Genomic DNA, 13,810 nt, shown 5'->3' with positions numbered 1-13,810 from the left:
TCAAAAAAGCCAAGGGCGTTTATGCCCTCGGCTTTTGTTTTTTCAGTTTGTCGAATGAAGCGACGTGAGTCTGTATGTAATGCTTGTCCGGCCGTTCGCCCATTCGAGCTTTTGGACCTCGCCGGTGCCGGATTTCTCGCCGGTTTTCGTTTTGCGCACGTCCATCGGAATATCAAGAGGATAGACGCGATAGCCCTCTTTCTCCAATAAAAAGATATTTTCCTCTATCCGTTTTTCATTGCCTTTTGTCACAATCATGGTATTAAATTCAACAGGCATTCCCAAAATGAAAATCCCCTTTCATTCTCTTATTCTTTATTATCATATCATAAATCAGGCATCTTACCGTGTCTTCATCCATTCCGCCAGCCGCCGGACAATGCGTCTGTTTTCCTGCGGCGGAAAATAATGCGTAAAACCGCTGTAATACCAGGTTTCCACCGGTTTCCCCGCCTCTTTCAGCTTGTCCTCGATCATCCGGGCGTGTTCGATCGAAACATTCTCATCATTCTCTCCATGGATGAGCAGCACAGGGGCCTGAATGCGGTCTGCTTTTTCAAACGGCGAACGCCATCTGTATTCATCCGGCACCTTTTTCGGCGTGCCGCCGATCACACGCTTCATCATCCGCCGCATATCCTTCCGCTCTTCATAAGTAAGCACCATATCGCTCACACCGCCCCATGATACGAGCGAAGCCGCTTGATGCCCCATTTCAATCGCGGTCAAAAGCCCCATGATTCCGCCCCGGGAAAAACCGAAAATATGCACCCGCCCTTCCCTGACGTTCGGATGCTCCCGAAGCAGGCGAAAAGCGGAAAACGCGTCCTCTCTGTCCTCTCCCGCAAAATCTTCATTTCCCTCGCCGCCCTGGTTGCCTCTGTAATAAGGCGCAAACACGACAAAGCCTTGGGAAGCGAATTGAACGATTCTTCCGGGGCGTACCATGCCGACATTTTTTATGCCGCCGCGCAAATATAAAAAACCGTCATATGTTCCCGGCTCAGCAGGCTCGGCAAGGAGCCCCTTTACCTTCAGCCCTTCTGACTCATAGCATACCGCAAAGAGGCGGACATGCGGACTCGGAGACGGGAACCTTTTCTTTTCTACCAGCAAAACAATGAGCCTCCTTATATCATCAGTTTTTTTATTCTTTCCCAACGTGAATATGGGCACTCACACATTTTTTATACCCATCATACGATATGTAAAGCAGAAAAGGTTATTTTAACGCTTAAAACAAGGAGGTTACACCGTGAACAAATGGCTCAAAACGGGCTGCGTTTTTGTCATATGCGCCTTTTTCCTGCTCATTCTTCCGGCCTGCAGACAGGAAGAAAGTCTGACGAAGGTAAAGGTGGCGGAAGTCACACACTCCATCTTCTACACGCCTATGTATGTCGCTGAAGCAAAAGGTTTCTTTAAAAAAGAAGGGCTCCAAGTGTCACTTCAAACAACATGGGGCGGAGACAAAACGATGACATCGCTTTTGTCAAACGGGTCTGATATCGCGCTGGTCGGTTCTGAAACATCCATTTACGTGGAGGCGCAGGGAGCAAAAGATCCAGTCATCAACTTCGCGCAGCTGACACAGACGGACGGCACATTTCTCGTGTCGCGGAAGGATGAGAAATCATTCAAATGGAGCGATTTAAAAGGAAAAACATTTCTCGGCCAGCGAAAAGGCGGCATGCCTCAAATGGCCGGTGAGTACGTCCTGAAAAAGAATCACATAGAGCCGAAAAAAGACATTAACCTCGTTCAAAACATTGATTTCGCCAATATTTCCAACGCATTCGCATCCGGAACGGGTGATTATGTGCAGCTGTTTGAACCGACGGCATCCCAATTTGAAAAAGAAGGCATCGGCCATATCGTCGCATCCTTCGGAGAAGCTTCCGGCCAAGTGCCATACACAACCTTTATGGCAAAAGAAAGTTATTTGAAAAGCAATGAAAAGACGGCGGAAAAATTCACCCGCGCCATCTATCGCGCCCAGCAATGGGTGGAAAGCCATCCGGCCAAAGACATCGCAAAAACGATTCAGAAGGAATTTGCCGATACAGATCCGGCCATTATCGAAACATCAATAGAGCGCTATAAAAAACAAAAGTCATTCTCTGCAGACCCAGTTCTGCAAAAGGATGAATGGGAACAGCTTCAATCTATTATGGATGAAGCCGGAGAGCTCCCGAAACACATTCCGTACAGCAAACTCGTCAACACAAAAATCGCCAAAAAAGTCACCTCAGAACAATAGGAGGAACATGAATGTCTTTTTTACATGTCGATCATGTAACACATACTTATTTCTCGCTGAAAGAAAAGACAACCGCCGTGAAAGATATACATTTTCAGATTGAAAAAGGGGATTTCATCTCCTTTCTCGGGCCGAGCGGATGCGGAAAAACCACACTCCTGTCCATTCTGGCCGGCCTTATCACCCCTGCGCAAGGCCGGGTGCTGATTGAAGGAAGCGTGCCGAACCATAAAGAACACCAAATCGGTTATATGCTTCAGCAGGATTATTTATTTCCTTGGAAATCAATTGAGGAAAACGTGCTGCTCGGTTTACACATTTCAAAAACATTAACAGAAGAAAAAAGAGCTGAAGTTCTCAGCCTTCTGCCTAAGCTCGGATTAATCGGCGTTGAAAAGAAATACCCGAAAGAGCTGTCAGGCGGGATGCGGCAGCGGGCGGCACTTGCCAGAACTCTTGCGCCGGACCCGGGCCTGCTGCTCCTTGATGAACCGTTTTCCGCGCTGGACTTTCAAACGAAGCTTTCTTTAGAAAACCTTGTCTTCAGAACATTAAAGGATTTTCAAAAAACCGCCGTGCTCGTCACCCACGATATCGGTGAAGCCATCGCCATGAGCGATACGATCTATTTATTTTCGAATCAGCCGGGCACCATCCACCAAATATTCACCGTGCCTAAGGAGCTCGCGGCTTTAGATCCGTTTGACGCGCGTCAGGATCCGGCCTTTCAGCCGCTGTTTCAAACCATATGGAAGGAGCTGAATTCCCTTGAAAAACAGCAGCGGCACGATTGAACAGCTTCATCAGCAGTTTAAGAAAAGACACCAAAAAGAAAAGCTCCGGATCCGTGCGTATCAGGCCGCCATTTTCATCGTATTTTTTGCCGGATGGGAAATATCGAGCAGGGCGGGCTGGATCGATCCGTTAATCTTCAGCTCACCCTCCGCCGTTTGCAGGCTTTTAGTTGAAAAGATTGCGGACGGATCCCTTGCGGCGCACATCGGCGTAACCTTAGGAGAAACCGTTCTCGGCTTTTTGCTCGGCACGCTTCTCGGCACATGCCTCGCCGCTCTGTTATGGTGGTCAAACAGGCTCGCCCGGGTTTTAGACCCGTACCTCGTCATTTTAAACGCGATGCCGAAGGTCGCACTCGGACCGATTCTCATCGTGGCTCTCGGACCGAATTTCACAAGCATTGTCGCCATGGGAGCAGTCATCAGTGTCATTATCACGACAATCGTCGTCTTTACGGCTTTTCAGGAAGTGGATGAAAACTATATTAAGGTCATGAAAACCTTCGGAGCGAAAAGAAGCATCATGTTTAAAGAAGTCATTTTGCCGGCGTGCGCCCCCGCGATTATTTCCGCGCTTAAAGTGAACGTCGGTTTATCCTGGGTCGGTGTCATCGTCGGCGAGTTTCTCGTTTCCGAAAAAGGTCTGGGCTACATGATCATTTACGGATTCCAGGTCTTCAATTTCACTCTTGTGTTCTTAAGCCTTCTGATCATCGCGATTTTTGCGACATTGATGTATCAGGGAGTCGAACTGTTAGAAAGAAAATGGACGAAAGGAAAAATATAAAAAAGACCCGTGCGTAAACGCCGGGTCTTCGTTTTTATGATTGAAATACGCCGTCCTCTTTCAGCTTTTTCAGACTGATCGGAAGCACCGAATCTTTCATAATGAAACTGAATTTTTTATTTCGGGGGAGATTCTCCGGCAGTTCGCTGAACAGCACCGGCCCCTTTGTTTCAAAATAGTCAGCCTGTTTTTCAAGCTTTTCAATATCGGCAAAATAAATATTCTTCACGATTACCTTTTCCCTGCCGAGAACTTTATACTGTCCGACGTACTTCAGATGTCTTACCGCGGCGCCGGTTTCTTCTTTCACCTCGCGCAGGGCCGCTTCCTCCGCACATTCCATCGGCTCCACTTTTCCGCCCGGAAATTCAAACCCCCGGTCTTCATGCTCGGTCAAAAGCCACTTATCTCCATATCGGCATATGACCCATACGTGCTTCGGGCTGTCTGAAAAAGGCTGGTGTTCAAAGGAGAGCTGAACAGTGTTCTGATAATAGTCTTTAAACTCGTACATGTTTATCCCTCTAATCCGTTCCTTCATATCTTCCATACATCATACCACAGTTGCGTTTGTTCGGAAGCCCTTTATCAAAAATTCAGAGGAAAACCATCATACCCGCTAGTATAGCCTCCTTTGAAGCAAATGTTACGGTTTGCGCTTGAATTTATTTTTCAGGGTATCCAATAGGTCGACGAGCACCTGCGGAACCGGTATGCCCAGCGAGCTTGCCGTAATCACGATCTGAACCGATTCGTATAAGATATAAAACATGATAGCCAAATTACGGATGGCGCCTTCGGTATGAAGCAGCTGGTCAAAAAAATGGCAAACTGAGACTAATGCCAGGGTCACGATTTTTTTGACCAGCCGCGCAAAAAGCTTTCTTGCGCTCAGCTGCTGCAAAAGAGATTCTTTTAAGCTTGTACTGATAAACTCAATCGCCATGACCGATAGCAAAATCAGAAACGAATACTGAAAACCTCCGAAGAAAAACCCCGCTGCCGACACGATCACTGCAAAAAACGAAAAGATGCCAAAGTCTTTGCCCACTTGATCCAACATCCTTTCACAGAAACGGCCTTACATTATTCTATGAAAAGTGAATGGAACGGACTGGATTTTTCAGAAAAATGGACAACACCTCTCTTCGGCAGCCAAATAAAAGACCGAGTGCTTTATAGCCCCGGTCTTCCCTTGTTGATTATCCTAAATACGCTTTCAGCATCCAGTTATGTTTCTCGATATTCTGGTGAATGGCAAGCAGCATATCACCGGTCGTTTCGTCTCCTACCTCATCTGCGAGGTCCATGCCGCTTTTCAGCTCTTCCGCAATGACAGTGAAATCATCATAAATGTTCTGTACCATTTGTTCTGCGCTCTCATTGCCTTCCGCTTCTTTTACAGACGCTGTCTTCAATGATTCCGTCATTGTGCCGATCGGCTTGCCGTTTAATGCCAGCAGACGTTCTGCCAGATCATCAATATATGTAGCCGTTTCGTTATACAGCTCCTCGAACTTTTCATGCAATGTGAAAAAGTCCTTCCCTTTGACGTACCAATGATAGTTATGTAATTTCACATACATGACCGTCCAGTTTGCAACTTGCTTATTGACTGCATCCAATAGTTTTTCTGACATGCCTATCTTCCTCCTTTGGTTTACTATTGATATACCCTATATATCGTGTGTTAAAACATAAATTTTTAGCCCTTGATTTTACGGATGGAAAATATGTTATGATTTGTTAAAAAGGAGGGATTTCATGCTGCTTCTTCTGAGCTTCGGCTTTCTTATCGTGCTCGCCGTGCTGCTTTTATCCATCTGGTCGACTGTAAGAGCTTATAATGTAAAACATACGATTGACCCGCCGGAGGACGCATCAAAAGGCTTGACGGATAAAAAAAATCCTTAATGATGATGCGTCTGTTCCTTATGGCCGGAGGAATCATCGGCAGCTTCAGCATCCCCGACACGCACTTTTACAGTCGGCATATTATGCTGCTGTTTTGCCGTTACGTGGGATTGAACGGTATAGACACCCTCTTCATCAAATTCAGTCCGCAGGTGATACGCCCCTTTTTCCTCCTTGGCCTTGCTTGTTTTGCTGCTGCCTTTTTTTCCTTCTTTCCATACTTCAAACATGACTTCATCCGCATCCGTGACACGCTTGCCGCCGTAAAAAACCTCCGCCTTGTATTCCGCTTTTTCATGCGGTGCTGCCGTTTCCGGTCCTGTAAGCTTGACCTCAAGCGCTTTAGGCTCCTCATCCGCGGAGGTTTTGTCCGAATTACCCCCGCAGGAAGATAATAGAAATACCATACCGCACATACCTGCCAATACAGCCCGTTTCATCCCATCACTCCTTTATGTTTGCTTCTATTTTAGCAAACGCTTACACACAAGGTGTGACATTTTTTAGAAATATGTAAAAAAGCCTTTTTGCATGTCAGCAAAAAGGCCTGTTTTTTATCCGAACACTTTCAGCAAATCTTCTTTATCCTGTGACAGCCAGAAACGCATCAGGCGTTTCGCGCCTTCTAAATCATGAAGTTTCGCCTGGCCGCACTGTTTTTCGTTGGCCGCCGGAATCTCCGTAATATCGATGGCTTCTTTCAGCGTAGCGTCAAGCAGGTCTACAATTTCTTCCGCTGTCGGCTCGCCGCTGACAACAAGATAATAGCCTGTCTGGCAGCCCATCGGTGAGATATCTATGATGTCGAAGTGATCGTATTTCTCAGAATGTGTGCGAATCGTAAACGCAAGCAAGTGCTCAAGCGTATGAATCGTATCCGGCTTCATCGCCTGTTTGTTCGGCTGGCAGAAGCGAATGTCAAACTTATTCACGACGCCGTCTGTTCCGACTTTATGCACTCCGCAATGTCTTACATACGGAGCCACAACCGCATTATGGTCAAGCTCAAAACTTTCTACTGAAGGCATAATGGCACTCCCTTTTTTCAGAATATGCATCCATTATAACACAGTTTTCCGATAAGAATTGTGGCGGAAGCTTTTCAATCTGAAATTTTTTTTCTATACTAGCATCAGAAAGGTGGTTTTTTGATGAAAACCATAATGATTGCGTTCATCCGCGGATACCAGAAGTTCATCTCTCCGCTGACGCCGCCGTCATGCCGCTTTTATCCGACGTGTTCGCAGTACGGAATCGAAGCCGTCAAGACTCACGGCGCATTAAAAGGCGGATGGCTGACACTGAAACGGATTTTAAAGTGCCACCCTTTTCATCCGGGCGGTGTTGATCCCGTACCGGACAAAAAACAAAAACATTAGTCCATATGCTGGTAGCCGTCGATCACCAGATCAAGTTTACCGGTTTCAGGATCAATCACCAGACCGTGCACCGGCACATTGTCAGGGAATAGCGGATGGTGTTTAATGACGTTTACGCTGTCTGTAACACTCGCTTCTACTGAATCAAAGCTTTTCAGCCATTGATCAAGATCAACTCCTGAGTGCTTCAGCATGTCAATCCGCTCTTTCGGAATACCGCGGTCGATAATTTTATCAAGCATATCCTCGCTGTTGATTTTGCTCATGCCGCAATCATGGTGGCCGATAACGCAGACTTCATCGGCGTTTAATTCGTATACGGCCACTAAAAGGCTGCGCATGATACTTCCGAACGGGTGGGCGACAAGCGCGCCGGCACTTTTAATAATTTTCACATCGCCGTTTCGCATGTTCATCGCATGCGGAAGCAATTCTACAAGACGCGTGTCCATACAGGACAAAATCGCCATCTTTTTATCCGGGAATTTAGATGTTTGGTATTTTTCATAATCTTTGTTTTTAGTGAACTGCTCATTAAATTGCATGATATCGTTTAGAAGACTCATCTTGGTGTTTCCTTTCTGCTTTTTATTCACAATATAACATAAGGCGGGGCATTTCGTCACTCCCCGCACGAGATGACAAAGTGCTCAATAAATAAGACAAACCCCATTGGGCTTGTCTTATTTCCCCATATTGTATTTTTTGTTGAACTGTTCGACTCTCCCGCCTTTTTCGTTGAATTTTTGGCGGCCTGTATAAAACGGATGCGTATCTGAGCTGACTTCTACTTTAATCAGCGGGTATGTTTTTCCGTCTTCCCACTCTGCCGTTTCCTCTGACGTTTTCGTAGAATGGCTTAAAAAGCGGTAGCCGCTGTTCACATCTTGAAAAATCACCTGATGGTTATCCGGATGAATATCTTTTTTCATGCTGATCTCCCTTTCTCAAATCGTAATAATTACGTTTTATTTTAAACCTTAAATAACCGCTTGTCAATCATATATGCCCTGATCCCTTGGTTTCTAAACCCTGCACATATATGGAATCAGAAGAATAATCTAATCGCTTCAGCAAATAATATAACCACATTACATAAAACGGTAATTTAGAAAGGCGGTTTATGATCGTGGATGATTTAGTGTTAGCCAGAAGCCTGTTCGGGACAACCATGGGCTTTCATATTATTTTTGCGACGCTTGGTGTCGGCTTGCCTCTGATGATTTTAATGGCTGAATTGATTTATCAGAAAACAAAAGATCCGCATTATGCCATTATGGCGAAAAGGTGGACGAAGGCGCAGGCTGTTCTGCTCGGCGTGGCGATACCGACCGGAACGATCGCGGGTACACAGCTTGCCCTTTTGTGGCCCGGATTCATGGAAGTCATCGGCAGGGTGATGTCACTCCCGTTTCAGATTGAAATTTATGCTTTCTTTATCGAAGCGCTGTTTATGTCCATTTATGTCTACGCCGCTGACCGGCTGACTCCGGCGATGCGCATCATTGCCGTTATTTTCGTTTTGATCGGCGCCGCGGCATCCGCCGTCTTAATCACAAATGTTCACGCATTTGAAGGAACGCCGGCCGGCTTTAAAATTTTAAACGGCAAAATCACTGACGTCGAACCTTGGGCAGCGTTTTTTAATCCAAGCTTTTTCACCACCGCGGGCCATGTCGTACTGACGGCTTTCATGACCGGTGCATTTATCGTTGCGTCAGTTGCGGCTTATAAAATGCTGAGAACGAGAAAACAGGAGCAGGTATACCGCTTTCACCGAAAAGCGCTGCTGCTCGCCTTAACGATCGGCGGAATCTTTTCCATTCTTGCCTCTTTAAACGGTCACGAGTCAGCCCAGCTTCTTTACGAATACCAGCCTGAGAAGCTTGCGGGCGCAGAAGGGCTGTTTGAAACTAGATCACACGCTCCGCTTGCGATCGGGGGTTTTACTGACGCAAAAGAAGAAAAAGTAAAATGGGCGATAGAAGTACCCTGGGCTTTAAGCTTTTTGGCTGCAAACAGCTTTGATACCGTCGTCAAAGGATTGAACGCGTTTCCGAAAGACGAGTGGCCGCCTTTATTCATCCATACACTTTTTAACGGAATGGTCGGCATCGGGATGCTGCTCATTTTGTACTCAATCGTCGGCATCGTCTGGAGAAAAATTTTAAAGAAAGACAGCTTTCCGACTTGGCTTTTGATTTTATTTTTAACCGCAGGACCGCTTAGTCTGATCGGAATTGAATTCGGGTGGATATTCGCTTGTACGGGACGGCAGCCATGGGTGATTTACCATCTCCTGAAAACGTCTGATGTCGTCACGACAACCGGTTCAATCGGTTTGCTGTTCATCCTGTTTACGGTCGTTTACGCCATTTTGGCAGCCGCAGTCATTTATGTGCTGCTTTATTATTTCCGCAAACATCCCGTTGAGGAGGATGTAAAAGCGGCGGAATCCTAACAATAGAAAGGGCTGAATTGAAATGGACATTACCATGGATGCTCTCATTGCGATATCAATCGTATGGGGCTTCGTGTTTATCTACGCGGTCATGGCAACGATGGACTTCGGAGCAGGCTTTTGGTCGATGATTTATTTAAATAGAGAACAAACAAAGGCGACAAACATCGCCAACCGTTATTTGTCCCCGACATGGGAAGTGACCAACGTCTTTATCGTCGCGATCGTTGTCGCCCTATTCAGCTTCTTTCCAGGGGCAACCTTCGTGCTGGGAACCGTTTTATTGATCCCGGGGAGTATTATTTTGCTGCTTTTGGCCATCCGCAGCGGCTTTCTCGTCTTCTCCAATACGGCGAAGGAAAGAAAAATCATGAGATATATCTCCGGAATTTCGGGCTTCATTATTCCCGCTGTTCTGATTTTGGTCCTTCCGGTCACACACGGAGGATTTATTGAGAAGACGGGCGGAGTGTATCACCTGAATTTGGCAAATGTCTTTACAAGCCTTAATGCGTATGCGTTTATCGGCTTTGCCATTTTAAGCACTTTATTTTTATCTTCACTGCTTCTGGCCGATTTTTCAAATGTTGCGGAAGAGGAGCATGCGTACCGCATCTACAGACGGAGCTCTTTACTAACAGGGCCGCTGTCGCTTCTGTTTGCCTTCTTCATTATGCTGACATTACGCTCTGAAGCCGGCTGGCTGTATACGGGGATGATGAAAGACAAGACATGGCTCATTCTGTCTGTCATTACATTTATCATTGCCGGCGTGGCTCTGTTTTTGCCGAATAAGCGCTTCGGCCGCAACCTCGGCAAACCGAGAATCGCCATGATCGCCATTGCGCTTCAATACTTTCTGGCAAGCTATGCATACGGACGGGCGCATCTTCCTTATATGATTTATCCGGATATTACGGTCATGTCAGGATTTACGGAGCCGGCAACCTTCAGGGCGCTGTTTATGACGTATATCGTCGCTTTCATCATTTTGTTTCCCGGGTTTTATTTCTTCTGGAAGCTCTTTATGAAAGACAGACGTTATATCCGCCAGGAGGAATAACAGAAATCAGGGCGGCTCATACTAATGGCGTACCTTTTATCTTGGAGGGGAGCCAGCATGGACCAAAAAATTCTGTGTGAAGTCAATAACTGTTCATATTGGGGCAGAGGAAACAAATGCACGGCCGACGCTATTTATGTGGTCAGCCATACAGGCGAAACCGCTGAAAAAAGTGAAGAAACGGATTGCAAAACCTTTAAACCGCATGATTTATAAAAAAAAAGAGCTGTTTTATACAGCTCTTTTTAATTTCCGCGCCGCAAGCCTTTTTGAAATCAGCCCCTGAGCCGGAGAAAACAGAAAAGCCAGCAGAAAAAACACGCCGGTCATCGCAGCCATCGCACCTGAAATTGACACGTTGAGCCATGTGGCGGCGCCATATCCCAATACGGCTGACAGCCCGCCGATACCCGCGCTGATGAAAAGCATGGAAGAAAGGCGGTTTGTCAGTAAATAGGCGGCTGCAGGCGGTACAATCAGCATCGCAACGACTAAAACCGCTCCCACTGAATCAAAAGAAGCAACCGTCGTAAGCGACAGCATACCCATCTGCACATAATGAATGACCAGGACAGGAATGCCGATGGCTATCGCCATTTCCGGGTCAAAGGCGGCGATTTTAAATTCTTTATAGCAGCAGACAATCAGCAGCACATTGATGATAAGCACAGATAAAATCATCCAAAACGCTTTAGGGCCGATATCGAAGCCGAACAGCTGAGCTGTATTCCACGGAACGAAAGCAATTTCTCCCATAAGCGAATGTTCTATATCAAGATGTACATGCTTGCCGTATACAGACAGCAGAATGACGCCGACCGCAAACAAGGACGTAAAGACGACACCGATAGCCGCGTCAGACTGCACGCCTTTACTGTGCAGAAACTGTACGAAAAAAGCCGTCAGCAGCCCGGATGCCGCAGCCCCGATAAACATCGGAATTCCGTTAAGGGCTCCCGTCACAAGGAAAGCGCCGACAATTCCGAGCAGCACCGTGTGGCTGATCGCGTCAGCAAGCATCGCCATGTTTCTCAGCACAAGAAAAGTGCCGATTAACGCGCAGCTCACGCCGACTAAGATTCCCGTTGCGATAATCCACGCTTCATAACTCATTGTAAGCGCCTCCTTTCTCCTTTTGAAGTGATTCATTCGGCATTCGCCCGTGCAATCGTAAAAGCTGCAAAAGCTTTTCTTTCAGTTCTTTCGGCAGAAGATCCGGATGAAATTCGTCCCTGGCGGCCGTTTCTATACCGGCCAGTTCCGTTTCATGCATGAGGTAAACTTCATACATGCGCTGTGATAAGACAATTTCGTATCCCTTCGTCAGCCCTGCCTCCGTCATCCGCCATTGTTCGGCTCCGCTGCGCTTGAGGTATCCCTTTTTCTCCAGTTTCCTGATAGGGCGCTCCCATTCTTTTTTCAACATCTGCCCGGTGACTGAGGTTTCATTCGTTTGTTCACTCATCTCGTAAATAGCTGAGAGCGTTTGCTCAAAAGCGGTCTTTTTTCTCAGCCGGAAAAGTTTAACCGTCTTTGACACCAGTCCGCGATCCGGAGCGAATAATAGAGAAAACAGAAAAACGGAAGCCGCGCTTAAAATAATTAACGGCCCGGTCGCCATACCGTCCGTCGTCGTACTTAAAAGCGTTCCCGCCACACCGGATAACCCGCCGATTAATCCGGACAGCACGATCATGACCGTTAAACGCTCCGTCCAATACCTTGCGGCGACCGCCGGCGTAATAAGCATGGCCGCCATTAAGATGACACCGACCGTCTGCAGCCCGATCACAACCGCACAAACAATTAAAAAAACCAGCAGTCCGTTCAGAAACCTGACAGGCAGTCCCGCCCCTTTCGCAAATGCCATATCAAATGTGATCAATTTGAATTCCTTAAAAAAGACGGCGCACAATAAAAGCAGAACGGCAGAAATGACTCCGATGATGACAATGTCCTGTTTAACGAGTGACGCCGCCTGACCGAATAAAAAAGAATCAAGCCCGCTCTGGCTTCCGGAACCGAGTCTTTGAATATAGGTCAGAAGAATAATGCCGATCCCGAAAAACACGGACAATACGATGCCGATCGCAGAATCCTCCTTCGTTTTTGAATGCTCCGTGATGTTCTGGATGCACCAAGTCCCCGCAAGCCCCGCGGCAGCCGCTCCGATCAAGAAGAACAGCATCGTCTTTTCTCCGGCAATGAGAAACGCAAGACATACTCCGGGCAAAGCCGAATGAGCCATGGCGTCGCCGATCAGACTCTGCCTCCTGAGAAGCACAAAGCTTCCCAGCACGCCGCTTGCCATGCCGAGAAGCAAAGTTCCCGCCAACACCCATTGGGTATTCGGTTCCTGAAGCTGAAGCCATATATGATGCAGCGCCATCAGCCCGTTCCCCCTTCGGCCAGGAGGTGATCTTTCAAAAATGCCAGCCTTCCTCCGTACGTTTTTTGTAAATTTTCGATTGTAAACACGTGTTCAGTCGGTCCGAAAGCAATCTTTCTCATGTTCAGCAGCAGCATCCAATCGAAATACTCCTTTGCCGTCTGCAGGTCATGATGGACGACGAGCACAGTTTTTCCTTTTTGTTTTAATTCCGTCAACAGCGTGATAATCGCCCGCTCCGTAGCGGCGTCAACTCCCACAAACGGTTCATCCATAAAGTATATATCCGCATCCTGACATAAAGCCCGGGCCAGAAAAACCCGCTGCTGCTGGCCTCCTGAAAGCTGGCTGATCTGCCTTTTGGCATATTCAAGCATACCGACCTTATCCAAACAGGTTTCAGCAAAATCAATATCACGTTTTTTCGGACGCCTGCACCAGCCGATATGCCCATATCTTCCCATTAAAACGACATCCAGAGCGCTTGTCGGAAAATCCCAATCCACAGAACCGCGCTGCGGAACATAGCCGATCCTCTTCCGCTCCTTTTCTGATGATTTCCCATAAATAGAGACCGTTCCGGAGGCGCTTGGCGTTAATCCTAAAACAGCTTTTATCAACGTTGATTTTCCGGCTCCGTTCGGCCCGATAATCCCGATCAGTTTTCCTTCCGGCACCTGCATGGTGACGTTCTGCAGGACCGGTTTTTTGTGATAGGCTACCGTCACATTTTCAATGCTGACAGGATACACGTCATTCTCTC

At 47.0% G+C, this 13,810-nt stretch carries 20 protein-coding genes; 8 read left to right on the top strand and 12 right to left on the bottom strand.

What is annotated here, in order from left to right; genetic code table 11:
* Positions 1 to 42: 42 nt before the first annotated feature.
* Together AR442_RS04345 and AR442_RS04340 are read right to left on the bottom strand one after the other, a co-directional pair.
* A complete protein-coding gene (locus AR442_RS04345; RefSeq protein WP_003152249.1) occupies positions 43 to 285 on the bottom strand; it encodes a DUF2584 domain-containing protein in 243 nt (80 codons plus the stop codon).
* 57 nt (positions 286 to 342) lie between these two features.
* The gene (locus AR442_RS04340) at positions 343 to 1,116 is read right to left on the bottom strand and encodes an alpha/beta hydrolase family protein (protein WP_014418696.1); all 774 of its coding nucleotides are present in this window, start codon (positions 1,114 to 1,116) and stop codon (positions 343 to 345) included.
* A gap of 139 nt (positions 1,117 to 1,255) precedes the next feature.
* Here AR442_RS04340 and AR442_RS04335 point away from each other — a divergent pair, with 139 nt between their 5' ends.
* The 3 genes from AR442_RS04335 to AR442_RS04325 are packed head-to-tail and all read left to right on the top strand — an operon-like array spanning position 1,256 to position 3,841.
* Positions 1,256 to 2,260 (top strand): ABC transporter substrate-binding protein, encoded by a 1,005-nt coding sequence (locus tag AR442_RS04335; RefSeq protein ID WP_014418697.1) that lies wholly within the window; start codon positions 1,256 to 1,258, stop codon positions 2,258 to 2,260.
* An 11-nt stretch (positions 2,261 to 2,271) separates the two neighbouring features.
* Positions 2,272 to 3,054, top strand: a complete 783-nt coding sequence (locus AR442_RS04330; protein WP_003152246.1) for an ABC transporter ATP-binding protein — start codon at positions 2,272 to 2,274, stop codon at positions 3,052 to 3,054.
* Positions 3,029 to 3,841, top strand: a complete 813-nt coding sequence (locus tag AR442_RS04325; protein ID WP_014418698.1) for an ABC transporter permease — start codon at positions 3,029 to 3,031, stop codon at positions 3,839 to 3,841. Before AR442_RS04330 ends, AR442_RS04325 begins: the two co-directional genes overlap by 26 nt.
* Before the next feature lie 34 nt (positions 3,842 to 3,875).
* Here the strand turns inward: AR442_RS04325 and ytkD are convergent, their stop codons facing one another.
* The 3 genes from ytkD to AR442_RS04310 all read right to left on the bottom strand — a co-directional run bounded on the left by ytkD (position 3,876) and on the right by AR442_RS04310 (position 5,481).
* The gene (ytkD, locus tag AR442_RS04320; RefSeq protein WP_003152244.1) at positions 3,876 to 4,355 is read right to left on the bottom strand and encodes an RNA deprotection pyrophosphohydrolase; all 480 of its coding nucleotides are present in this window, start codon (positions 4,353 to 4,355) and stop codon (positions 3,876 to 3,878) included.
* Positions 4,356 to 4,487: 132 nt separating this feature from the next.
* Entirely contained in the window at positions 4,488 to 4,892 is a 405-nt protein-coding gene (locus tag AR442_RS04315; RefSeq protein WP_007408834.1) for a phage holin family protein, read from the bottom strand.
* A gap of 151 nt (positions 4,893 to 5,043) precedes the next feature.
* Complete coding sequence (locus AR442_RS04310) at positions 5,044 to 5,481, bottom strand: Dps family protein (RefSeq protein ID WP_007408835.1); 438 nt, start codon at positions 5,479 to 5,481, stop codon at positions 5,044 to 5,046.
* A 124-nt stretch (positions 5,482 to 5,605) separates the two neighbouring features.
* Between AR442_RS04310 and ytzI the strand changes: the two genes are divergently transcribed.
* Positions 5,606 to 5,755: a YtzI protein gene (ytzI, locus tag AR442_RS04305; RefSeq protein ID WP_007408836.1), complete on the top strand. Its 150-nt coding sequence runs from the start codon at positions 5,606 to 5,608 to the stop codon at positions 5,753 to 5,755.
* Here the strand turns inward: ytzI and AR442_RS04300 are convergent.
* Positions 5,752 to 6,195: a FixH family protein gene (locus AR442_RS04300; RefSeq protein ID WP_029974113.1), complete on the bottom strand. Its 444-nt coding sequence runs from the start codon at positions 6,193 to 6,195 to the stop codon at positions 5,752 to 5,754. The two genes, ytzI and AR442_RS04300, sit on opposite strands and share 4 nt — an antisense overlap.
* Before the next feature lie 114 nt (positions 6,196 to 6,309).
* Positions 6,310 to 6,783 carry an S-ribosylhomocysteine lyase gene (locus tag AR442_RS04295; protein ID WP_003152237.1) on the bottom strand — a complete coding sequence of 158 codons (474 nt, stop codon included), beginning with the start codon at positions 6,781 to 6,783 and terminating at the stop codon, positions 6,310 to 6,312.
* 123 nt (positions 6,784 to 6,906) lie between these two features.
* Between AR442_RS04295 and yidD the strand changes: the two genes are divergently transcribed.
* Positions 6,907 to 7,134, top strand: coding sequence for a membrane protein insertion efficiency factor YidD (gene yidD / locus AR442_RS04290; RefSeq protein WP_007408838.1), 228 nt, complete (start codon positions 6,907 to 6,909; stop codon positions 7,132 to 7,134).
* On the opposite strand, the gene AR442_RS04285 is transcribed toward yidD, so the two are convergent.
* Both AR442_RS04285 and AR442_RS04280 read right to left on the bottom strand, forming a co-directional pair.
* Complete coding sequence (locus AR442_RS04285; RefSeq protein ID WP_003152233.1) at positions 7,131 to 7,700, bottom strand: beta-class carbonic anhydrase; 570 nt, start codon at positions 7,698 to 7,700, stop codon at positions 7,131 to 7,133. The genes yidD and AR442_RS04285 overlap by 4 nt on opposite strands.
* Positions 7,701 to 7,817: 117 nt before the next feature.
* Positions 7,818 to 8,066, bottom strand: coding sequence for a type B 50S ribosomal protein L31 (locus AR442_RS04280; RefSeq protein WP_003152229.1), 249 nt, complete (start codon positions 8,064 to 8,066; stop codon positions 7,818 to 7,820).
* Positions 8,067 to 8,263: 197 nt separating this feature from the next.
* On the opposite strand from AR442_RS04280, the gene AR442_RS04275 reads away from it, so the two are divergent.
* The 3 genes from AR442_RS04275 to AR442_RS19775 are packed head-to-tail and all read left to right on the top strand — an operon-like array spanning position 8,264 to position 10,874.
* On the top strand, positions 8,264 to 9,595 hold the full coding sequence (locus tag AR442_RS04275) for a cytochrome ubiquinol oxidase subunit I (RefSeq protein ID WP_025649757.1): 1,332 nt from the start codon (positions 8,264 to 8,266) through the stop codon (positions 9,593 to 9,595).
* A gap of 22 nt (positions 9,596 to 9,617) precedes the next feature.
* Positions 9,618 to 10,658, top strand: a complete 1,041-nt coding sequence (locus AR442_RS04270) for a cytochrome d ubiquinol oxidase subunit II (RefSeq protein WP_014418703.1) — start codon at positions 9,618 to 9,620, stop codon at positions 10,656 to 10,658.
* A gap of 57 nt (positions 10,659 to 10,715) precedes the next feature.
* Positions 10,716 to 10,874, top strand: a complete 159-nt coding sequence (locus AR442_RS19775) for a DUF1540 domain-containing protein (protein WP_007408842.1) — start codon at positions 10,716 to 10,718, stop codon at positions 10,872 to 10,874.
* Between the two features lie 15 nt (positions 10,875 to 10,889).
* Here AR442_RS19775 and AR442_RS04265 read toward each other — a convergent pair whose 3' ends face one another.
* Genes AR442_RS04265 through AR442_RS04255 form a run of 3 tightly spaced genes read right to left on the bottom strand, consistent with a single transcriptional unit; the run spans position 10,890 to position 13,799 of the window.
* Entirely contained in the window at positions 10,890 to 11,771 is an 882-nt protein-coding gene (locus AR442_RS04265; RefSeq protein WP_014418705.1) for a metal ABC transporter permease, read from the bottom strand.
* Positions 11,761 to 13,047, bottom strand: coding sequence for a metal ABC transporter permease (locus tag AR442_RS04260; RefSeq protein WP_053284961.1), 1,287 nt, complete (start codon positions 13,045 to 13,047; stop codon positions 11,761 to 11,763). Before AR442_RS04260 ends, AR442_RS04265 begins: the two co-directional genes overlap by 11 nt.
* On the bottom strand, positions 13,047 to 13,799 hold the full coding sequence (locus tag AR442_RS04255; protein WP_053284962.1) for a metal ABC transporter ATP-binding protein: 753 nt from the start codon (positions 13,797 to 13,799) through the stop codon (positions 13,047 to 13,049). Before AR442_RS04255 ends, AR442_RS04260 begins: the two co-directional genes overlap by 1 nt.
* Positions 13,800 to 13,810 lie beyond the last annotated feature (11 nt).

It is taken from the genome of Bacillus velezensis, assembly GCF_001461825.1.
Taxonomy (GTDB): domain Bacteria; phylum Bacillota; class Bacilli; order Bacillales; family Bacillaceae; genus Bacillus; species Bacillus velezensis.
The sequence above is the reverse complement of the archived record's forward strand: the minus strand, read 5'-3'. Positions and strand labels throughout refer to the sequence as shown.